At 72.5% G+C, this 20,426-nt stretch carries 19 protein-coding genes and 1 tRNA gene; 3 read left to right on the top strand and 17 right to left on the bottom strand.

Annotated elements, in window-relative coordinates; all coding sequences use genetic code 11:
- Position 1: 1 nt before the first annotated feature.
- Positions 2 to 619, bottom strand: coding sequence for an ANTAR domain-containing response regulator (locus H4W31_RS38930; RefSeq protein WP_192771156.1), 618 nt, complete (start codon positions 617 to 619; stop codon positions 2 to 4).
- A gap of 85 nt (positions 620 to 704) precedes the next feature.
- Between H4W31_RS38930 and H4W31_RS38935 the strand changes: the two genes are divergently transcribed.
- Positions 705 to 777, top strand: a tRNA-Leu gene (locus H4W31_RS38935).
- Positions 778 to 966: 189 nt separating this feature from the next.
- Here H4W31_RS38935 and H4W31_RS38940 read toward each other — a convergent pair.
- The 4 genes from H4W31_RS38940 to H4W31_RS38955 all read right to left on the bottom strand — a co-directional run bounded on the left by H4W31_RS38940 (position 967) and on the right by H4W31_RS38955 (position 4,758).
- Entirely contained in the window at positions 967 to 2,085 is a 1,119-nt protein-coding gene (locus H4W31_RS38940; protein WP_192771157.1) for a Gfo/Idh/MocA family protein, read from the bottom strand.
- Positions 2,055 to 2,765, bottom strand: a complete 711-nt coding sequence (locus tag H4W31_RS38945) for a ThuA domain-containing protein (RefSeq protein WP_192771158.1) — start codon at positions 2,763 to 2,765, stop codon at positions 2,055 to 2,057. Before H4W31_RS38945 ends, H4W31_RS38940 begins: the two co-directional genes overlap by 31 nt.
- A 212-nt stretch (positions 2,766 to 2,977) precedes the next feature.
- Positions 2,978 to 3,625: a response regulator gene (locus H4W31_RS38950; RefSeq protein WP_192771159.1), complete on the bottom strand. Its 648-nt coding sequence runs from the start codon at positions 3,623 to 3,625 to the stop codon at positions 2,978 to 2,980.
- Complete coding sequence (locus H4W31_RS38955) at positions 3,613 to 4,758, bottom strand: sensor histidine kinase (protein WP_192771160.1); 1,146 nt, start codon at positions 4,756 to 4,758, stop codon at positions 3,613 to 3,615. Before H4W31_RS38955 ends, H4W31_RS38950 begins: the two co-directional genes overlap by 13 nt.
- Before the next feature lie 109 nt (positions 4,759 to 4,867).
- Between H4W31_RS38955 and H4W31_RS38960 the strand changes: the two genes are divergently transcribed.
- Complete coding sequence (locus tag H4W31_RS38960) at positions 4,868 to 6,043, top strand: serine hydrolase domain-containing protein (protein ID WP_192771161.1); 1,176 nt, start codon at positions 4,868 to 4,870, stop codon at positions 6,041 to 6,043.
- Between the two features lie 58 nt (positions 6,044 to 6,101).
- On the opposite strand, the gene H4W31_RS38965 is transcribed toward H4W31_RS38960, so the two are convergent.
- The 5 genes from H4W31_RS38965 to H4W31_RS38985 form a co-directional block, all read right to left on the bottom strand.
- On the bottom strand, positions 6,102 to 6,875 hold the full coding sequence (locus tag H4W31_RS38965; RefSeq protein WP_192771162.1) for a hypothetical protein: 774 nt from the start codon (positions 6,873 to 6,875) through the stop codon (positions 6,102 to 6,104).
- A complete protein-coding gene (locus H4W31_RS38970) occupies positions 6,860 to 7,429 on the bottom strand; it encodes an RNA polymerase sigma factor (protein ID WP_192771163.1) in 570 nt (189 codons plus the stop codon). The genes H4W31_RS38965 and H4W31_RS38970 overlap by 16 nt, the downstream gene beginning before the upstream one ends.
- A gap of 344 nt (positions 7,430 to 7,773) precedes the next feature.
- Positions 7,774 to 8,880 carry a winged helix DNA-binding domain-containing protein gene (locus H4W31_RS38975; protein ID WP_192771164.1) on the bottom strand — a complete coding sequence of 369 codons (1,107 nt, stop codon included), beginning with the start codon at positions 8,878 to 8,880 and terminating at the stop codon, positions 7,774 to 7,776.
- A 162-nt stretch (positions 8,881 to 9,042) separates the two neighbouring features.
- Positions 9,043 to 9,882 carry an alpha/beta fold hydrolase gene (locus H4W31_RS38980; RefSeq protein WP_192771165.1) on the bottom strand — a complete coding sequence of 280 codons (840 nt, stop codon included), beginning with the start codon at positions 9,880 to 9,882 and terminating at the stop codon, positions 9,043 to 9,045.
- Positions 9,879 to 10,466 carry a TetR/AcrR family transcriptional regulator gene (locus H4W31_RS38985; RefSeq protein WP_192771166.1) on the bottom strand — a complete coding sequence of 196 codons (588 nt, stop codon included), beginning with the start codon at positions 10,464 to 10,466 and terminating at the stop codon, positions 9,879 to 9,881. The genes H4W31_RS38980 and H4W31_RS38985 overlap by 4 nt, the downstream gene beginning before the upstream one ends.
- A gap of 270 nt (positions 10,467 to 10,736) precedes the next feature.
- Between H4W31_RS38985 and H4W31_RS38990 the strand changes: the two genes are divergently transcribed.
- The gene (locus H4W31_RS38990; RefSeq protein ID WP_318783655.1) at positions 10,737 to 11,942 is read left to right on the top strand and encodes a hypothetical protein; all 1,206 of its coding nucleotides are present in this window, start codon (positions 10,737 to 10,739) and stop codon (positions 11,940 to 11,942) included.
- A 109-nt stretch (positions 11,943 to 12,051) separates the two neighbouring features.
- Here H4W31_RS38990 and H4W31_RS38995 read toward each other — a convergent pair whose 3' ends face one another.
- The 7 genes from H4W31_RS38995 to H4W31_RS39025 form a co-directional block, all read right to left on the bottom strand.
- Positions 12,052 to 13,302 carry an MFS transporter gene (locus tag H4W31_RS38995; protein WP_192771167.1) on the bottom strand — a complete coding sequence of 417 codons (1,251 nt, stop codon included), beginning with the start codon at positions 13,300 to 13,302 and terminating at the stop codon, positions 12,052 to 12,054.
- 70 nt (positions 13,303 to 13,372) lie between these two features.
- Positions 13,373 to 14,017, bottom strand: coding sequence for a response regulator transcription factor (locus H4W31_RS39000; RefSeq protein WP_192771168.1), 645 nt, complete (start codon positions 14,015 to 14,017; stop codon positions 13,373 to 13,375).
- Positions 14,005 to 15,228, bottom strand: coding sequence for a sensor histidine kinase (locus H4W31_RS39005; protein WP_192771169.1), 1,224 nt, complete (start codon positions 15,226 to 15,228; stop codon positions 14,005 to 14,007). The genes H4W31_RS39000 and H4W31_RS39005 overlap by 13 nt, the downstream gene beginning before the upstream one ends.
- Before the next feature lie 45 nt (positions 15,229 to 15,273).
- Positions 15,274 to 17,802: an ABC transporter permease gene (locus H4W31_RS39010; RefSeq protein ID WP_192771170.1), complete on the bottom strand. Its 2,529-nt coding sequence runs from the start codon at positions 17,800 to 17,802 to the stop codon at positions 15,274 to 15,276.
- Positions 17,799 to 18,554: an ABC transporter ATP-binding protein gene (locus H4W31_RS39015; RefSeq protein WP_192771171.1), complete on the bottom strand. Its 756-nt coding sequence runs from the start codon at positions 18,552 to 18,554 to the stop codon at positions 17,799 to 17,801. The genes H4W31_RS39010 and H4W31_RS39015 overlap by 4 nt, the downstream gene beginning before the upstream one ends.
- A 148-nt stretch (positions 18,555 to 18,702) precedes the next feature.
- Positions 18,703 to 19,617, bottom strand: a complete 915-nt coding sequence (phnE, locus tag H4W31_RS39020; RefSeq protein WP_192771172.1) for a phosphonate ABC transporter, permease protein PhnE — start codon at positions 19,615 to 19,617, stop codon at positions 18,703 to 18,705.
- Positions 19,607 to 20,425 carry an ATP-binding cassette domain-containing protein gene (locus H4W31_RS39025; RefSeq protein WP_192771173.1) on the bottom strand — a complete coding sequence of 273 codons (819 nt, stop codon included), beginning with the start codon at positions 20,423 to 20,425 and terminating at the stop codon, positions 19,607 to 19,609. The genes phnE and H4W31_RS39025 overlap by 11 nt, the downstream gene beginning before the upstream one ends.
- Between the last annotated feature and the right edge of the window lies 1 nt (position 20,426).

The following is a 20,426-nucleotide window of genomic DNA, read 5'->3' on the forward strand; positions in this document are numbered from 1 at the left end:
CTCAGCCCGCCTCGACCGGCTCGGTACCCGTCCCCTCGGCCAGGATCCGCTCGGCCACCTCACGCATCGTCATCCGATGATCCATCGCGGTGCGCTGGATCCACTTGAACGCCTGCGGCTCGGTCATCCCGTACGTCGTCATCAGGGCACCCTTGGCCCGTTCGACCGCCTTGCGGATCTCCAGCCGGTCGGTGAGCCCGGCCACCTCGGCTTCCAGCGCGGCGATCTCGGAGTACCGCGACAACGCGATCTCGATCGCCGGGACCAGGTCGCTCTTCTGGAACGGCTTCACCAGGTACGCCATCGCTCCGGCCGCCCGTGCCCGCTCCACCAGGTCACGCTGGCTGAACGCGGTGAGGATGACGACCGGCGCGATCCGGCCACCGGCGATCCGCTCCGCGGCGGCCAACCCATCCATGATGGGCATCTTGATGTCGAGGATGACGAGATCGGGTTTCAGTTCCTCGGCCAGCCGGACGGCGGTCTCACCATCGCCGGCCTCCCCCACCACGTCGTAGCCCTCCTCGACCAGCATTTCGGCCAGGTCCAGCCGGATGAGCGCCTCGTCCTCAGCAATCAACACCCGCCTACGCTCGGCACCAGCCTGAATGTCGGCCACGAGCCCCTACCCCCAACTACTTTCCGACACCTGCCCAGCCGGGTGTCGCCGCCCTCAGCGTAGTGGGTAGTCTTATCGACGCTAGGCCCCTGTAGCCCAATGGCAGAGGCGCGATTCTCAAAAGATCGACAGTGTGGGTTCGAATCCCACCGGGGGCACGCGAAGCATCACAAACGGTCGATTCGGCGGCCGGAGCGGCCGCGTCCGGCGCCTCCCGGCCTGGAACGCCGAGGTCCCCGGCGGTGGAGGCAGTGGCGACGGCCGGCCGACCCTCGTCGGACCGACCGCCGGCCGACCTCCCGGCGAAGCCGAGAAAGGCCCTCGTCCGCCAGAACTCCGTCAGTACGTCAGGGTCCGGGTACGTGCTGCGCCTTCCACTCCTCGACCTGGGTCAGCGGGACCGGCGCGGGCCGGTCCACCTCCGTCGTCAGCACGATCCGCCGGCCGACGTCGGCCGACCGGAGCAGGGCGGTCATCGTTTCGAGTACGTGCAGCGCGATCTCGCCGCTGGCGCGCGGCGCACGTTGCCCGTCGGCGCTGACGAGGTCGAGCAGGCCGACACCCCGGGAGGCGCCCGCGTAGCCCCCCTGCGGTTCGAGCGCCCGCCATCCGCCGCCGCCGAGCGCGAAGAGCCGGACCTCACCGTCGAAGTGGTTCGGATCGGGTACGGCGAGCGTGCCGGTCTCCCCGTGCACCTCGATCGGGGCGGCCGTCGTCGCCACGCCGTCGAAGCTCGTCGTGATGGTGGAGAGGGCGCCACTGGTGTGTTCGAGCACACCGGTCACGTGGCTGTCCACGTCCACCGGAACCCGTTGGCCGACGCGCGGACCCGAGCCGATGACCCGCTCGGCGCGCAGCCGGCTGGCGGCTCCGACCACCGCGCGAACCGGCCCGAGCAGGTGGATGAGTGCCGAGACGTAGTACGGCCCCATGTCCAGCAGTGGACCGCCACCCGCGGTGTAGTAGAAGTCGGGGTGCGGATGCCAACGCTCGTGCCCGGGCGTGACCATGACGGCCGACGCGGACATCGGACGCCCGATCAGGCCGCCGTCGATCGCCGCGCGCGCGGTCTGCGTACCCGTGCCCAGAACGGTGTCCGGCGCGCAGCCCACCTGGACGCCCGCCGCCGTGGCCCGGTCGATGATCGATCGGCCGTCCGGGAAGGTGACCGCGAGCGGCTTCTCGACGTAGACGTTCTTGCCCGCGTCGATCGCACGGAGCGAGATCTCGGCGTGCGCGGCGGGGATCGTGAGGTTGAGCACCGTCTGCACGTCCGAGCGGTCGAGCAGGTCCTGCACGCTCGTCGCCTCGGCCCCGGGAAGGTCGGCCGCCACCGCGGCCGACCGGGAGGCGTCCAGATCGGCCACCGCGGCGATGCTCACCGCGGGATGGTCCGCGAGCGTCTTCAGGTAGGCGCGGGAGATGACCCCGAGACCTACGATCCCGATGCGGTGCGGGTCGCCCATACCATTCCCCTCTCGATGACGGTACGGACGCTCGGGTGCTCCAGTACGTCAAGACTGTGCCCGGGGGTCGTCACGACGACGCGCCCGGCGCCCCAGAGCCGGGTCCAGATCGCCGGTGAGGTGACCGGCCGGTGCCATGGGTGCCACGCCCGGGTCGGGTGGGTCGTGGTGGCCAGGACGTCGATCAGGTCGTCGTGCAGCACCCAGTACTGCTCGGTGACCAGGTCGAAGTCCTCGATTCCCGCGGTGATCGGATGCGTCCGTCCGAGGTCGGTGATGCCCACCGTGTGCGGCAGGAAGTTGTCCTCCGCACCACCGGAACGTTCGCACGGCTCCTTGCCCGGATGGGTCGCGAACTGCCCGCCCACCAGGTGCAGGTAATCGGATGACGCCCGGAAGGAGTCCGCGATGCCCCCGTGCCAGCCCGTGAAGCCCGTGCCGGCGACGACCGCCGCGCTCAGGCCCGCCAGTTGCTCCGGGGTGATCTGCGACATCGTCACGCACTGCACGACGAGGTCGGTGGCGGCCAACTCGGCGGCATCGGCGTAGACCTCCGTCGACTCCTCGACCCGTACCGCGTAGCCGCTACGTTCGAGGAACGGGAGGAACAACTCGGTCGCCTTGACCGGCTGGTGCCCCTCCCATCCGCCCCGAACCACCAGTGCCCTCCGCTGCGCCACACTCGCTCCTTCTCGCTGTCCATCGCCCGGGCTGGCCGCTGCCGCCCGGCATCGGCGTACCACCGATCGTGCCGCCGATACCGATACCGATGCCCGTCGCTCGACGCAGCCTACCGACCGGACCGGTGCCGACGGTCCGGCCGCCGGCCGACGGTCGGACCATGCTCGCCGCGGCCTCCGACGATGTCGACGCGACCCGGTCGGTGCCGACCTCACCGGTGACCGTTGAGGTAGGCCAGGACCGCGAGGACCCGGCGGTGTCCACTGTCGGTGGCCACCAGGCCCAGCTTGGTGAAGATGTTCCCGATGTGTTTGTGCACCGCGTTGTCGGTGATGAAGAGCTGGGCCGCGATCGTGGCGTTGTCGTGTCCCTGCGCCATCACCGCGAGGATCTGCCGTTCGCGACGGGTCAGGCACTCGACGGGGTCACCGGCCCGGCGGCGGAGAAGCTGCGCGACGACTTCGGGGTCCAACGCGGTACCGCCCGCCGCCACCCGGTTGAGCGCCTGGATGAACTCGTCCACCCGGCTGATCCGGTCCTTGAGCAGATAACCGACGCCACCACGGGCGGTGGAGAGCAGTTCCGCCGCGTACTGCTGCTCGACGTACTGGGACAGCACCAGTACCGGCAGGTCCGGGCGGCGTCGACGGGCCTGGAGCGCGGCGCGGATCCCCTCGTCGCGAAACGACGGTGGCAACCGGACGTCGACGATCGTGATGTCGGGCCGGTGTTCGTCGACCGCCGCGAGGAAACCGTCGGCGTCGGGCGTGACCGCCGCGACCTGGAATCCCTTGCTGGCCAACAGCAGTTCGAGTCCGGTCGACAGCAGCACGTTGTCCTCGGCGATCACCACCCGCACGGCAACTCCACACAGATCTCGGTCGGCCCGCCGGCCGGGCTGGTGACGGTGGCGGTGCCGTCGAGCGCCTGTGCCCGGCGCCGGATACCGGCCAGCCCGGTACCGATCCGCTCGTCGGCGCCACCGGCGCCGTCGTCGCTGACCGTGACGGACAACCGGTCACCGGTCCGGCGTACCCGCACCCGCACGTCGGTCGCGCGGCCGTGTCTGGCCACGTTGGCGAGCGCCTCGGTGACCACGAAGTACGCCACGGCCTCCACCGCGGCGGGGACCTGCCCGAGGTCGTCGAGGTCGACGCGGGTGGGTACGCCGCTGCGCGCCGCTGCCGCCGTCAGCGCTCCGGCTAGGCCACGGTCGGACAGGATGGCCGGGTAGATGGTCCGGATGACGTCGCGCAACTCGGTCATCGCCTCCTCGGTGCCCTCGTGCGCCTCCCGCAGCAGCTTCGCCACGAACGGGGAACTGTCGGGCAGTGCCTCGCGGACCAACGCCAGCCGTACGGCGATGCCGACCAGCCGGGCCTGGGTACCGTCGTGCAGGTCCCGCTCGATTCGGCGCAGCTCCGCGCCGTGCGCCTCCAGCACGTCGGCCCGGGTCCGGGTGAGTACCGTGACCCGGTCGGCGAGCCGCTCGACCGCCGACGGGGCCAGCACCGCCAGGCCGATCCTGGCGTGCGCGCGGGCCAGCGGCGGAAGGATCCAGTACGCCACTGCGACGAGCACCAGCAGCTGGGTCAGGCCGAGGACCAGCGCCGTACCCCAGCCGGTCACCGGGACCTCGATCAGCAGCCGCGGCGGGTCGCCGGGTGGGAACGCCCACCACAGCGGCGTCACCACCACGGCGAGCAGGGCGTTGCCCATACAGAGCAGGGCGACCAGGCCGAGCGGCACACCGGTCGCCGCGTGGACCAGCAACCAGCGCGGGTACCGACGCACCGGGGTCACGGACGGCGTGACCGGCGCGTCGAGCAGGTGAGCGGCGCGGTGCCGATGCCATTGCGCCCACGGCCTGCCGAGCGCGGGATGGCACAGCAGCGGCAGCGCGAACACCGTCACCACGGCGGTGGACAACGTGCCGAGCAGGTAGGTCGTGGCGCGCCATGGCCGCCCCCACCGTCCGTCCAGTCGCGACATCCTCAAGATATAGCCAGGCCGCGATGGGGTGGCAGTACAGCCAGCTGTAGCTTTTCCTGGCCAGTCCGGGGTATCGGCCGGGGCTCCCACCCGCAAATAGCGTACGGCCATGAGACCTTTCCACCGGCGGGTAGCCCTCGCCCTGGCCGGCCTGACGGCCGTCGCCGCAACGGTTGTCACGGCCGGAATCGCCGGGGCCGGTACGACCGGTCCGCAACCCGACCACACCCGCCTGCACCAGAATGCCGCCGCGATCCACGCCCTCGGCGTCACCGGCGTGCAGGCCCGGCTGGTCGGCCGCGACGGCCGCCAGTACGTCGCGACCAGCGGAGTCGCCGATCTGGTCACCGAACGCCCGGTACCGTCCGACGGCTACTTCCGGATCGCCAGTACCGCCAAGACGTTCGTGGCGACGGCGGTCCTGCAACTGGTCGGGGAGGGCCGACTCTCCCTGGACGACACGGTCGAGCGCTGGCTGCCCGGCCTGGTACGGGGCAACGGCAACGACGGCCGTCGGATCACCGTCCGCCACCTCCTGCAGCACACCAGCGGGATCCACGACGACTTCCCGGACTACTCCACCGCCGCCGAGTACCACGAGCACCGGTACGACGTCCTCACTCCCCAACAGGTGGTCGCCCGTGCGCTGCGCCATAAGCCCGATTTCCCGCCCGGCACCCAGTGGCGCTACTCCACCACGGGTTATGTCCTGGTCGATCTGATCATCGAGCGGGTCACCGGCCGGCCCTGGCACGAGGTGGTCACGAACCGGATCATCCGCCCGCTCGGCCTCGATCACACGTTCTGGCCGGGACACTCGCCGACACTGCCGTCGCCACACGCCAGGGCGTACCAGCGCTTCGAGACCGACACGCTGGTGGATGTCACCGACAGGATCTCGGCCGATCCCGAGGGTGCCATCCTCGCCACCACGGCGGACGTCAACCGCTTCTTCCGCGCCCTGTTCGGTGGCCGGCTGCTGCGCCCCGCGCAGCTGGCCGAGATGAAGCGGACCGTCCCGGTCGGCCCGGACGTCGAGCAACTCATGCCCGGCGCCCGGTACGGCCTGGGCCTGTTCCAGCGCCCACTGGAGTGCGGCGGCACCTACTGGGGCCACAGCGGCGGCGACGGCGGCTACATCGGCGACAACGGAATCACCGCCGACGGCCGGCGCAGCGTGGTGGTCTCGATGTCGAGCGTGCTCGGCAACTCGCTGGAGCACTTCATCCGGCAGCAGCGCGCGACCGACGCCCTGGTCGGCCAGGCGCTGTGCGGCTCGGCCTGAGCCGAAACGGCTCGGCCCGGCTGCGGTGACCCCGGTGGGTCACCGCAGCCGGATCGCGTCACATCAGTTTGGAAGGCCGATGGCTGGTCGATCCGCTGGAGGTGTGCACGACCACCGTGAGACGGTCGACCTCACCGCCCGCGGGCCCCGGCCACCAGGCCGCCCACCAACCGGCCTTGACGCTGGCGTGGAGGATCTGGCCGTTGTCGAGCCGAACGTCCACCCCGGTGACGTCCGGGCCCACCAGGCCGATGATGTTCGACCACATGCTGTCACCGCTGCCGGTGGAGCTCATCGTCTCCAGGGTGACCCTGCCGGCCGGCGGGGCCGGCGGAGTGCGTCCGTCGGTCAGTCCCATCGAGGCGAACTGGTCCTCCCCCACGCTCAGGCACTCGACGACGGTGCCGCCGCTCTTCTGCATGACGAGCAGTGTCGCGACCCCACGCTGTTCGGCGAGGAGCACGTCCGTCGGGCGTACCGTCGACGAGCTGCCCCCGACCTCGTTCCCGGCACACGCCCGCGCCTGCGGCAGCACCTGCTCGCCCGTACGCGAACTGGGTGCGGCGCTCCAGGACGCGACCGCCTTCTCGGCCGTGCCCGGCAGCAGTACCGGCACGGCCACGGCCGCGACGACACCCGCCGCCACCGTGACGCCGCCCACCGCCAGCCAGCGTCCCACCGGTCGCCGGCGGGCCGGCCTTCCGGTGACCTCGCCGGCCACCACCCGCTCGACGAACGCCTGCGAGCGCGCCCACTCCATCGCGGTCGGCTCACGCCCCCGCGCCGGGTCAAGGCTCGCCAACTGCTCCAGGTCCTTCATGCTCGTGTCCACGACTGCTGCTCCTTGAGAAGGTGGGGGCGGGGCGACGGACGGCTGTCCGACTCGGCGGGTTCCAGGGCCGACTGCAGGCGTTTCCGCGCCCGGCTGAGCCGCATGGCGAAGGTCGACCGGCGGCAGCCCAGTACGGCGGCCGCCTGTTCGGCTGTCAGTCCGTCGAACGCGATCAACGCCAGAACTTCGCGGTCTGCCGCGCTCAAGGCGGCCCAGGCGCGTTCCAGGTCGATCCGTACCGCCGTACCCGTGGAGTCGTCGTCGGACGGCTCGCGCGCCTCGAACGACGCCACCCGGACGTCCAGCGCCCGGCGCCGCAACCAGCCCCGGGTCCGGTTCGCCATGGTCTTGTGAGCCACCGCGAACAGCCACGGCCGGGCGTCCTCGGGCAGTTCGTCGAAGCGCCGCCACGCCGTCAGGAAGACCGTCGAGACCACGTCCTCCGCCTCGCTGCCCGGCACCCTCCGCTCCACGAAGCGCAGCAGGTCGGCGTAGGTCTCCACGTGCAGGGAACGGAAGCGTTCCGCTCGTCCACCGGCGTCGTCCTCACTCATCTGTGTTTTCCTTCGTCGTCGTCCATACCCCCTACCTGTCCGGCTCGGCAGCGGCTGTCACATCCCGGTTCCTCGGCTGCCGACGCCCGGCACACCATCCGACGTTCCGGGGCGTATGACCGAAATGTCGCTCCCCGGCCCACACTCCGGCGCGGCTTCACTGCGAGGCACTCGCCCACCATGGCGTCTTCACCGCTCCGCCGCAGTTACCCCCGGCACAGCCGTACCCGATTTCCCCTGGTCCGGCCGTTGCCGCAGGCCCCGCAGCCCGGCCGGGGCGAGACAGGCGGGCAGGGCGGGCAAGCAGGCAGGCAGGCGGGCCGGGCAGGGCACGCGGGGCGGGCTCAGTCGGCGAAGTCGACGCCGGTGAGCGTGGCGGCGCGGTACGCGGCGAGGTGTTCGGCCTGCTCGGCGACGGCCTTGCGGCCGGCGCCCGACAGCTTGCGCCAGGGCTGGACGGCAACCGTCAACTTCTTGCCCGACTTGCGTGGACGCCAACTGCCCACCAGCTCACCATCAACCAGTACGGCGCCCGGACGGCCCAGCACCGGCCACAATTCCTTGGCGTGGGCGGCCTCGGCGACCAGCGTCGCCCGGTCTTTGGCCTGGAGGAACAGGTCGTACGGGCCGAGTAGCCGGGTCATCCCGGCGTCGGCCGATTCCAGTGCCGCCCGGTCGCCGGCCAGCAGCGAGCGCGATTCGCCCTCGACGGTCACCTCGACCACGTCCTCGGGCCACCGCGCCTTGACGTCCTTGACCGGTGCGTCCAGATAGTCGGCGACGTGTTTCGGGGTGGCCGGACCAAGCAGGCGGAGATATGTCCGGACGAGATGGAATCTGTCGCCCGCCGCTTTCGCCTTCCTGAAGCCGGCGATGCGTTCCAGGACCGGAGGCGAGGTGCCGGGCCGCAACTCCAGGCCGGCCCGCAGGGCGGCCAGCCGGAACGGCATCTCGTAGATGTGGGTGGCGTCACACGCGCGACAGAATCGTAGGTACGGCTCGGTCACCAGCCCGGCCAGCCGGCCGGAGGCGTCGCCCTTGACCGTCGGCTCGGTGACGATGGCCCGCAGCCGCGCGGCCACCTCGTCGAGCGCGGCGAGATTGCCGATGCCGGCCGCCTTCAACGGCCTGGCGGCGTCGTAGATCCGCTTGCCCGCGTCGGACTCGGAGAACGGCTCGACTGCGGCCGCCACCTCTCCCACGTCGGCGCGGCGGTAGAGGTGCGGGGCGCCCCGGACGGTCCAGAGCAGGACGAACTCGTCCGCGGGCAGTGCCGCCACGTCGATCCCGCGCATGGCCAGCGCCCAGCCGGCGCCGTCCGGGCCGGTGTCCTGCACGCCGATGTCGAGGACGGCGGTGTCGAGGACGGCGGTGTCGCCGAGCGCGCCCCGGGCTCGATCGAGCTGCTGCGCCCGGGCCCGGAACCTCATCACCTGACGACGATCGACCATGCCCTCACCCTAGGCGGCATCCCCGACACCGGCCCGCCACCTGCCGCCCCGAGCGCGGCGCGCGTCCCACCCGCCCGCAGCCGGTAACCGGAGGCCTCCGCCCGCCTACGACATCAGACCGTGTCGTCACGCAATCTCGACCAAACCTCCCTGGCGGTACGCCTAGGCCGGGACGTCGGCGAAGAACCCGCGCAGAGTGTCGGCGACCAGAGCCGGCGCCGTCATGGTCACGAAGTGGGACTGCCCCGGCCAGATGATCCGGCGCGCCCGCGGAAGGGTCGCCGCGAGGGCGTTCATCGTGCTGGGCATCGGTTCCCAGGTATCGGCACCCTGCATCAGCAGGGTCGGCACGCCGATCGAGGACCACCGGGCGACGTCGGTGCTGTCCTCGGCGAGCGCCTCCAGATCGTGCAGCCAGCCGATCGCCGAGCGCCGCGCCTTGACCGGGTCGGGCGTCCGGTCGCCCGCCGCGGCGGCGAACGCCGCGACGATCTTCGCCGGGACCCGCGTCACCTCGTTCAGCGTCGCGGTCATCGCCGACGCGTCGTCCCGCTCGAAGGCGGAACGGTACCGATCGAGCAGGGGCGCGAGCTGCGGCCCGGCCGCGAAGAGCGGGGGTTCGAAGATGGCCAGCGAGCGTACGTCACGGGAATCCGTCGCTACGGTGTGCAACGACAGCGTCGCTCCGTACGAGGCTCCGACGAGGTGTACCGGGCTGCCCGAGGACTCGCGCACCGCCCCGAGAACGGCGGACAGGTCCGCACTCTCGTCCTTGAACGACTTCGTACCTGCCGGAACGTCACTCGGGCCGTAGCCACGCCTGGCCGGCATCCACACCTCGTGGTCGTCGGCGAGCAGGTCGGCGACGGCGGCCCAGGAGTGCAGCCCGCCTCCCGACCCGTGTACCAGGACGACGGGGTCGCCGGAACCCACCCGCCGGACCGCCAGCCGGGTACCGTCCGCCGACCTGACGTACTGATCGTGGCTCTCGTGACTGTTCATCGTCGTGGTTCCTTCGTTCCGGTCGGCCAGTTGCCCAGCGTGGTGTGTACCGCGTCGAGGATGTGGCTCCACGACTCGTCGATGTCGCGGGGATGCCCGAATCCGTCGACCGTTTCGAGACTCGCGAAACCGTGGAAGGTGCTGCGTACGAAACGCATCGCGTCGGTCAGGTCTGGCTCGTCGAGCCCGTACCCGCGAAGCATCGCGTAGCTCAGCTCGATCATGCGCAGATGCCCCGCCGACCGCAGGCCGACCTCGCGCGGCAACTGCAGTTGGGTCGCGGCGTACTGCCCGGGGTGCGCCACCGCAAAACTGCGGTAGGCGTCGCCGAATCCGACGAGGGCCTGCCTACCGGCCCGACCGGCGACGGCGAGCGCCAGTTCGTCGGCGAACGCGGCCGCCGCCCGAACCGCGACCTGCTCGATCAACGCGTCGCGACTTCGGACGTGTACGTACAGCGCGGCATCCGAGACCCCGAAGTGCCGGGCGACCGCCGCGACGGTCAACCGCGACAGGCCCACGGCGTCCACCAGATCGGCTGCCGCAGCCGAGACACGCTCGCTCGTCAGACCCTGCCGGGGCATACCGTGTACCGACCTTTCGGGGCACCGCCCTCTCGGCGGCACCGACCTTCGGGGCACCGCCCTTTCGGGGCAGCAGGCGAAAACTTAGGAGCCCTAAGGTATCACTTAGCCTCCTCCACCAGCGAACCTGTCCCTCGCCCTCCGGTCCGGAGACGACGTCCGGACGGCCTCGATCCGGGTCGCGCCGGTCCACCCGGCCCGGCCTGAAGAGTTCCTTAAGCCGGCGCCGCCCGGGTCGGTCGGTCGGAGACCGGGACCTACCATCTGGCGGTGCGCATCAAGACCACCTCCGCCCTGCTCGTGGCCGGGCTGCTCGCCGCCACCGCCCTGACCGGCTGCGGTTCCTCGCCGGCGGAAAAGGCGGCGGGCGGCGCACCGGGCCCCACGGAGACCACGAGCGCGTCCGCGACGCCCTCGCCGTCGGTCCCACCCGGGCCGTCGCCGACCGCCAGGCCCGCCACCTCGACCACGCCGGTACCCGCACTGCCCCGGCCGGGCAACCCGAAGGGTCGGGCCAGCGTGCCGGCCGAGGCCCGCGCGGTGAACACGGCGAAACCGAGCCGGGTGATCGGCAACGGCACCCCCGGAAGCTGCACCTCGGCGGCGGTGGTCGCGGCGGTGGCCCGGGGCGGCATCATCACCTTCTCCTGCGGTCCCGCTCCGGTGACCATCACGATGAAGGCCACCGCGAAGATCCGGAACTCGACCGGTCCCCGGATCGTGCTCGACGGCGGCGGCAGGGTCACGCTCTCCGGTGGCGGCAAGCGCCGGATCCTCTACATGAACACCTGCGACGAGGCGCAGGGCTGGACCACCTCGCACTGCCAGGACCAGGACCATCCACAGCTCACCGTGCAGAATCTGACCTTCGCCGACGGCAACTCCACCGGCGACCGGGTCGAGGGAGGTGGCGGCGGGGCCATTTTCGTCCGAGGCGGCCGGTTCAAGGTGGTCAACTCGCGGTTCGTCCGCAACCGCTGCGACCAGACCGGCCCGGATCTGGGCGGCGCGGCCATCCGGGTGCTGAGCCAGTCCAAGGGGCTACCGGTGTACGTCGTCAACAGCACCTTCGGCGGTGCCTCCGGACAGGGCGGCACGTGTGCCAACGGCGGCGCACTGAGCAGCATCGGCGTCTCCTGGGTGGTGCTCAACAGCGTGCTGACCTACAACAGGGCGGTCGGCCGGGGGGCCAATCCGGCCCGGGGTGGCACCTCCGGCGGCGGTAGCGGCGGTGCGATCTACACCGACGGCAACCGGTTCACGGTGACGATCGCCGGCAGCGTGATCGAGAACAACCGCGCCAACGAGGGCGGCGGCGCGGTCTTCTTCGTCAGCAACGACCGGACCGGCACGATGAAGATCGAGGGCTCGACGCTGCGGCGAAACCCCAGCGACGGCTTCGAGACCCGGGGCTTCCCCGGCATCTTCTTCCTCGGCGCCCGGAACCCGACGGTCACGGGCTCCAGGCTCGGCTAGCCGGCGACGTGACCGTGGTCGGTCAAACCATCGTGAGCTGGCCGTTGCTGTCGGTTCGGTCGGACCAGAAGCCTGGCGGGGTCCCGCCGACCGATCCGGCGGCCCGCGCCTACCGACCCCGGGGCAGGTACCGCCCACTGACCCCGGCACCGACCGCCGCGACCACACAGGCGACGGCGACACCGACCAGCACCGGCAGGTAGCTGCCGGTACCGCTCCGGACCTCGGCGGCGACGACCGGCGCGGTCGCCTTCGCCAGGGTCACCGGAACGGCGAGCATCCCCGAGACGGCGCCGAAGACGGCGGTGCCGTAGATGTCGGCGACCAGTGCCGGCTGGGCGACGGCGGCGACGCCGAACCCGAGCCCGAAGAGGAGTACCGCGACGACCGCCCCGACCGCGCTACCCGCCACGGCCGCCAGCGCCAGCGCGCCGACCCCCTGGACCAGGAAGACGACGGCGACCACGGAGGTGACCCGGAACCGGCGGGCCACCGTGGTCAGCGTCAACCGGCCCGTCACCGACAGCACGCCGAGCAGACCGGCGACGGTGGCGGCGAAGGTCGCCGGATGACCGCGTTCGACCAGGTAGATAACGAGATGCACGCCGACCGTGGCGGTCGCGGTGACATGTGCGACGAAGACCAACGACAGGGTCCAGAACCGGCGGTCGCCGGCCACCGCGCGAAGCGACCGGCGCGGTCGACTCGCCGTCGCGCCGTTCCGACCGGCGTACGGCGGGCGCCGCACCACCAGCCAGTGCCCCGGAACGGTCGTGGTGGCGTAGACGGCGGCCAGGATCAGCAGCGTGTTCCGCCAGCCGTACTGGGCGGTGAGGAAGCCGGTCAGCGGCATGAAGACGGTGCTGGCGAAGCCCGCGACCACGGTGACGGCGAGCAGGGCGTTGGCCCGGCGGTGCGGTTCGGGGAACCAGGTGACGACGACGGCGAGGGCCGGTCCGTACAGCGTCATCGCGCCGGCCAGGCCGATGCCGGCCTGGACCAGGTAGAGCGCGGGCAGGGCGTCGACCCGCGACCAGGCCAGGACCAGCACGGCGGCGACGATCGAGCCGACCGTCATCAGCCCGCGTCCGCCCCGACGGTCCAACCAGCGCCCCACCGGAACCGCCGCGACCGCGCTGGTCAGGACCGAGACGGTCAGCGCGCCGGTCACGGCGGTGGTGCTCGCGTCGAGGTCGTACGCGATCGGCTCCAGGAGTACGGCGAAGGCGTAGTGCAGGACGCCGTACCCGACGGTGGTGCTGAGGGCGAGGGTGGCGACGATCGGCCAGCGCCGGTTCCGCCCGGTGTCGGAACTCGCGTCGGTACGTACGGAGGCTCCGGTGCGCGCCGTGACCGGCATGGATCAGCCTACGGTGTCCGCTGTCGGCCGGTGACCGAGGCGCGCCCACCGGCCGGGCCGCCCGGCGCGGTCACCGGTTGAGGTACGCCAGGACGGCCCGCACCCGGCGGTGCGAGTCGTCGGCCGGCGGCAGGTCGAGCTTGGCGAAGATGTTCGTGATGTGCTTCTCCACCGACACGGGCGCCAGTACCAGGGCCGCGCAGAGCGCCGAGTTGGACAGCCCCTGCGCCATCAGGTCGAGGACCTGCCGTTCCCGGGGGGTGAGGCCGCCGATGCCGTGGCTGCGGCTGTTTCGGGCGAAGAGTTGGCGTACCACCTCGGGGTCCATCACCGTGCCTCCGGCGGCGACCCGTTCGATGGCGTCGAGGAAGTCGTCGAGCGCGGTGACCCTGTCCTTCAGCAGGTAGCCGACCCCGCCCCGGCCGTCGGCGAGCAGTTCCGCGGCGTAGGCCCGTTCGACGTACTGGGAGACGATCAGCACCCGGGCGTCGGGCTCGGCCGCCCGGATCCGCAGGGCGGCCCGAAGCCCTTCGTCGCGGAACCCCGGCGGCAGCCGTACGTCCACGATGGATAGATCCGGGCGGTGTTCGGTGACGGCGTCCTCCAGCGCGGACGCGTTGTCCACCGCCGCCACCACCGTGTGTCCGGTGTCGGTGAGCAGCCGTACCACGCCCTCGCGCAGCAGGAGCAGGTCTTCGGCGATCACGATGCGCATGGGAACTCCGCGTGCAGGATGGTCGGGCCGCCCGGCGGGCTGGTCAGGGTGAGCGTGCCGTCCAATGCCTCGACCCGGCGCCGCAGCCCGTCGAGCCCGGGACCGGCCGGGTCGGCGCCGCCCTGGCCGTCGTCGGCGAGGGTGACCGAGATCGTGTCGGCGGTACGGACCAGGTCGATTTGGCAGGCGTCCGCGTCGGCGTGCTTGCCTGCGTTGGTGAGCCCCTCGGCCACCACGAAGTACGCCGCCGACTCCACCGCCGCCGGGTACCGGTCGGACTGGTCGCCGCGCAGGTCCACCCGGAGCGGGCTGTCGGCGGCGAGCGCGGCCAGCGCCGCGTGCAGGCCCCGGTCGGTGAGGATCGGTGGATGGATGCCCCGGACCAGTCGGCGCAGCTCGGCGAGCGCGTCGTCGAGCTGCCGGCGGGCGAGTGCGACGTCGGTGTCCGCCGCTCCTCCACCCCGCAACTTCCGGGCCGCCAGCGCGAGGGTCATCCCGGCGGCGACGATCCGGGCCTGCGCCCCGTCGTGCAGGTCCCGCTCGATCCGGCGCAACTCCGCGGCCTGGGCGTCCACCACCCGGGCCCGGGTCTCGGCGAGCCGGGTGGCCCGCTCCACCAGCCGGCGGTGCGCCCCCGGGGCGAGCAGGGCGCGGGCGACGGCGACCGTGAGCCGGGCCAGCGTACGCAGCAACCAGCCGGCCACCGGCAGCAGCATGAGCCCGATCACGGTCAGCCCGAACCGACCGGGCGTTGTCGTCATCAGCGGGCGCATCGGGAACGGCGCGTGCGGGTTGGGCACCGCCCAGGCCCAGAGGGGCGCCACGATCGCGGCGAGGTCGACAGCGGCGATCACGATCCCGGCGATGCCGCCGGCCAGCCCGATCGGAAAGAGCAGCACCAGCCAGGCAAGGTCCCGCCAGGTCGCCGGCTGGGCGCCGATCGCGGCGACCCGCTGCCGGATCGAGCCGCCGCCGGCCGGCAGGTACGGGGCCGGAATCGGCTCGCCGAGTATCCAGCCCGCCCGGTGCCGTTCGACGGTCGCGAGCCGGCGGGTCAGCCAGGCGGCGCCGAGGAAGGCCGGCCCGCCGAGCTGGGTGATCGAGAGGAGCCCGACCCCGAGCACCGCGGCGAGGCTCCAGGCCAGGTCGACGGCGCCCGCGACGAGGCCGCTGGCCAGGTACGCCAGGGCCCGTGCCGTCGCTCTTCCCACCGCGCAGATGGTAGTCCGGACAACACGGGCCCCGGGCAGCACGTCTCAGCCCGCGTCCGCGACGGCCGGCAGGCTCCGGCGGCGGATCACGAACCGGGCCGGCAGCGCCCCGGCGAACAGGCCCAGCGCCGCGACCCCGCCGAGCATCCCGGCGTACGTCCAGGGGTCGATGATCAGCCGGAACGTGCCGTCCTGCGCGGTGCTGAACGCGCCCACCACGATCGAGGTGACCGCGCAGCCGAGCAGCAGTCCCACCGCGACGGTGATCGCCGCCTCCCGGGTGGCCAGCCCGCGTACCTGGCCGGCGGTGGCGCCGGCCAGCCGCAGTCCGGCGTACTCCCGGCGGCGGGCCGCGGTCGCGATCGCGAAGGTGTTGATCACCGCGATGGCGGTGAAGCCGAGCGAGATCACCACCATCAGCTCCCAGGCGCCCTGCTGGTTGTCCGCGTCCCCGGCGGCGGGTGCGTCGACGGTCGGGGTCAGCCGCAGTTCCGGCCAGTCGGCGCGGATCCGCTCCGCCACGTCGCCGTCGTAGCGCAACGCGACCGCGGCGGCGAGCCCGCGCGGATCGTGTTCCGCGACCAGCCGGGCCGGCAGGACGAGGTCACCGAAGCCCCGGGACCGCTGGTAGATCGCCGACAGCCGCAACCGGACCGGGGTTCCGTCGGCCAGCCAGATCGGCACCTCGGCACCGACCCGCCAACCCCGGGCCTCCGCCAGGGGCCGGCTCGCGGCGAAGGTACCGTCCCCGGCCAGCTCCCCCGCCCGGACGTCCAGGTCGAGCGCCGGCTCGCCCCCGCGCAGCAGCAGCCCCTGCGCCGGATAGTCCTCCGGCTTGCCTCCGGTGTCGACGATCGCCCGGGTCGGCAGCGTCGCCGCCGCCCCGCTGACGCCGGGCAGCGCCACGAGCCGCTCGACCGTGCCGAGCGGAATCCCGGCCGCGCCGGTGACCTGGGCGGTCGCGGCGGCGTTCCGGTCCTGCTGCTCGGCACCGGACAGTTCGACCAGCAGCGCGCCGTTGAGCAGCATGGTGGCGTTGAGCGCGAACATCAGGACCAGCGGTACGGCCACCCCCGTCACCCGCCGGCTCTCCACCCGGGTGATCGCACCGGCGAGCCGACCCGTCATGCCGGCGAGTCCGGCCAGCCGCGAGACGGGGACGACCAGCAGCCGGACCACGATCGGGCCGAGCGCGGCAACCGCGCAGAGCAGCAGCGCACAGGAGACGAAGCTCATCCCCATCCCCAGGTCCCCGCCGAGCGGCACGAAGGTCAGCACCGCGACGGCACCGGCGGCCGGGAAGAACGCGAGCAGTAGCCGGAGCAGTACCCCACCCGACGGCGCGGTGGCGGTCTCGGCCAGGGCCTGGGTCGGCGCGATCCGTACCGCCCGTCGGCCGGCGAGCCGGGCCGCGACGAAGGTCACCAGCACCCCGGCCAGCACGGCGCAGAGCAGGACCAGCACGTTCACCTGCACGGTGAACTGTCTCGGCACCGCGCCGAGGGTCCGGAACCGGGCCGCCACCAGGTGGGCGACCAGCACCCCGAGCGGCAGTGCCGGTACCGCCGCGACCAGCGCGAGCAGGACGCTCTCCAGCCCGAGCAGCCGGCGCAACTGGGTCGGCGTCGCTCCGGCCGTACGCAGCAGGGCCAGTTCACGCAGCCGTTGCCGTACGCCGAGCGCCACCGTACCGGTGAGCACGAAGACCGCGGCGAAGCCGGTGATGCCGATGACGAACCCGAAGATCGAGATCGGGCCGATGTAGTCCGGCAGCGCCCCGGGCAGGTCGGCCCGGATCCGGTCCACCCCGGTCAGCACGGGCGCGTCGCCGGCCTCGGCCCGTACCGCCGCCAGCAGCGCCGCCCGGTCGGCGCCGGACGCGGCGAACACCCCGATCCCGGTGGGTCCGGCCAGCCCGGAGAGCACACCGACCTCGGCGTCGCTGACGAACAGGGCACCCTGGGCCGGCAGCCCGTTCCGGCCGGCGGGCGCGGCCACCCCGGCGACCCGCATCGGCCGTACCCCGGTCTTCGTGGTGACCGTGACCGCACCACCCACGCCGACCTCGGCTCGGGCTGCCAGGTCGGCGTCCAGCACCACCTCGCCGCGCCCCGGCGCCATCCCGGCCCGCAGCCGGTACGGGGTCAGGGTCGCGGACGCCCAGCCGTGCCCGATCACCGGCGCGTCCTGCGCGCCGCGCACCGCCCGCCCGGCCGACCCGGTCAGCGTCACCGGGAACGCGGCGTCCGGAACCGCCTGTCCGACCCCGGGCAGTCCGGCGATCCGCCCGACCAGGTCGACGGGAAGGGTGCCGGCGCCGGTCAGTCGTTCGGTCTTGGTCTTGGTCTTGGCCTTGTCCTTCTTCTTCTTGACCGTCTGGAGGGTGACCTGGCGGTCGCCCGAGACCATCGCGGTGGTGGCGCCGAACCGGTCGGCCGGTGGCTTCGCGGCGAGCACCGAGAACAACAGCAGTCCGGCGCCGGCCAGCAGCGCGACGGCGAGGAACGCGGCGAAGAACGTACCGAGGTAGCTGCCCCGGTGCCGGCGCAGCGTGCCGAGAGCGAGCCTGATCATCGGACGCTCACCGCCATCATCTGGCTCGCGACCTTCTCCGCCGTCGGGTCGGCCAGCTCGGCGACGGTACGGCCGTCGGCGAGGAACACCACCCGGTCGGCCCAGGCCGCGGCGGACGGGTCGTGGGTGACCATGACCACCGCCGTACCGACGTCGTCCACCGACTCCCGCAGCAGACCGAGCACCTCCCGGCCGGTCGACAGGTCGAGCGCACCGGTCGGCTCGTCGGCGAAGATCACTTCGGGCCGGCTGGCAAGGGCCCGGGCCAGTGCGACCCGCTGCCGCTGCCCGCCGGAGAGCCGGCCGGGACGGTCGTTCTCCCGACCGTCCAGCCCCACCCGGCGGAGCACCTCCCGGGCCCAGTCCCGGTCCGGCTTGACCCCGGCCAACCGCTGCGGCAGCAGTACGTTGTGCCACACCGACAGCGAGTCGATCAGGTTGTACGCCTGGAACACGAAGCCGACCCGCCGACGCCGCGCCTGGGTGAGCTTCGGCTCCCGGAGCCCGCCGATCTCCTGCCCGGCGAGCAGCACCCGCCCGCTGTCCGGCCGGTCCAACCCGGCGGCGCAGTGCAGCAGCGTCGACTTGCCGGACCCGGACGGTCCCATCACCGCGCAGAACGTACCGGCCGCGAAGGCCACCGAGACGCCCCGCAACGCCTGGACCCCGGCGCCCGGATAACTCTTCACCACGTCGACGACCTCGACGACCGGCCGGTCCACGACCACCGGCGCCGTACCCCTGTTTTCCATGGTCATCAGCCTGGTCCGGACGGCTTTCCGAAAACACATGGTGACCTTGGATCTCGCCGGTAGGGGCAGCCCTACCCCCGAAGCCCAGAACGGTTAGGAAGGGGCCCTTCTACAACAGAAAACGATAGGAAGGGGCCCTTCCTTGCACTCAGCCCCAGCGGGAGCGGGTGGAGTCGTCGGACAGGGCGGCGGGGACGCCGAGGCGGCGACGGACGAGCACCGACAGGCCGTCGACCAGCAGCACCAGGATCAGCACGGCGGCCATCAGGGTGGCCAGCTCCTGGTAGCGGAACAGGTGCAACGCGACCCCGAGTTCCTGGCCGAGGCCGCCGGCACCGACGTAGCCGATCACGACCGAGCTGCGGACGTTGCACTCCCACTGGTAGAGCAACTGGGAGGCGATGGTGCCCCGGGCCTGCGGCGCGATCGCGAGCAACGCCGTCGCGGTCCGGGAGGCGCCGGTGAGCCGTACCGCCTCGACCGGGGCCGGGTCGACGGCCTCCATCTGTTCGGAGCAGAGCTTGGCCAGCATGCCCGCCGAGTGCAGGCTGATCGCGTACACCCCGGCGGTCGGGCCGAGGCCGACCGCGGCGACGAACAGCAACGCCCAGAGCAGTTCCGGTACGCCGCGCAGCACCGTACCGAGGCCACGGGCGGCCAGCGCCAGCCAGCGCGGCGCCCGGACGTTGCCGGCGATCAGCACCGCCAGCGGCAGCCCGAGCAGCGCACCCAGCACCAGCGCCGACACCGAGATCTGGACCGTCTCCAGTACGGCGGTGCCGATCCGGCGCAGCAGTGCCGGATCGAGGTCGGGCGGGAACAGGCCGGAGACCAGTCGGGCGATCCCCTCCCGGCCCTCCACCAGCTGACCGATCCCGACCCCGGTCGCCGACAGCGACCAGAGCGCGAGCGTGGCGACACCCAGGTACGTCAGCCAGCGGAGGGTGCGCATCGGTGCCCGAGGTCGGCCGCCGACCGCCCGCTCCCACTCCACCTGTCGATCGCCGCTGCCGGGTCGGGGCGTCTCTCGGACCGGCTCCCCGGTCTCCAGCTCAGGCCGCATAGATCAGCTCCATCGTCGCCGCGTCCGGGGGCGGGCCGTCGTGCACGATCCGCCCGTCCCGCAGCGCCACCACCCGGGGGAACCGGCCGGCGAGCGCCACGTCGTGGGTCGCCACCAGCAGGGTCGCCTCGCCCGCGTTCCGCAGATCCTCGATCGCCGCCTCGGCGCGTACCGGATCCAGGCCCGAGGTCGTCTCGTCGGCCAGCAGCAGTCGAGGCTGCCCGAGCAGCGCCCTGACCAGCGCGACGCGCTGCCGCTGACCACCGGAGAGGTGTTCGATCCGGCGCCCGAGCAGGTGTGCGATGCCGTGCCGGTGGACCAGCGTGTCGACCCGGGCCGCGTAGCGCGCCGGCACCGCACCCCGGAGCACCGCCAGCCAGTCCGGCAGACGCCATCGTGCGGCCTGCCCGATCAGCAGGTTCGTCCGGGCGGTGAGGCCCGGTACGAGGTCGTCGCGCTGCCGGATGAACCCGGCCGCCTGGCGCAGCCGCCGTACCTCGGTGGGCGTGCCGAACGGGTCGAGACCGCCAACCCGGACCTGCCCGGCGACCGGCCGTACCGCGCCGAGCAGTACCCGGAGCAGGGTGCTCTTGCCCGCACCCGACGACCCGAGCAGGGCGACCGCCTCGCCTTCCGCCACCCGCAGGTCGATGCGGTCGAGCACGGGTTCGGCCCGGCTGTCGAAGGTCGCCGTGACCCCGGTGAGTACGACGTCCACCCCACCGCCGATCCGATCCGCGTCGCTGCTGTCGATCCGGTCTGCCGCGCCGTCGATCCGGTATGCCGTGCTGCCGCCCTGGTCATCCATG

This window comes from Plantactinospora soyae (assembly GCF_014874095.1).
Taxonomy (GTDB): domain Bacteria; phylum Actinomycetota; class Actinomycetes; order Mycobacteriales; family Micromonosporaceae; genus Plantactinospora; species Plantactinospora soyae.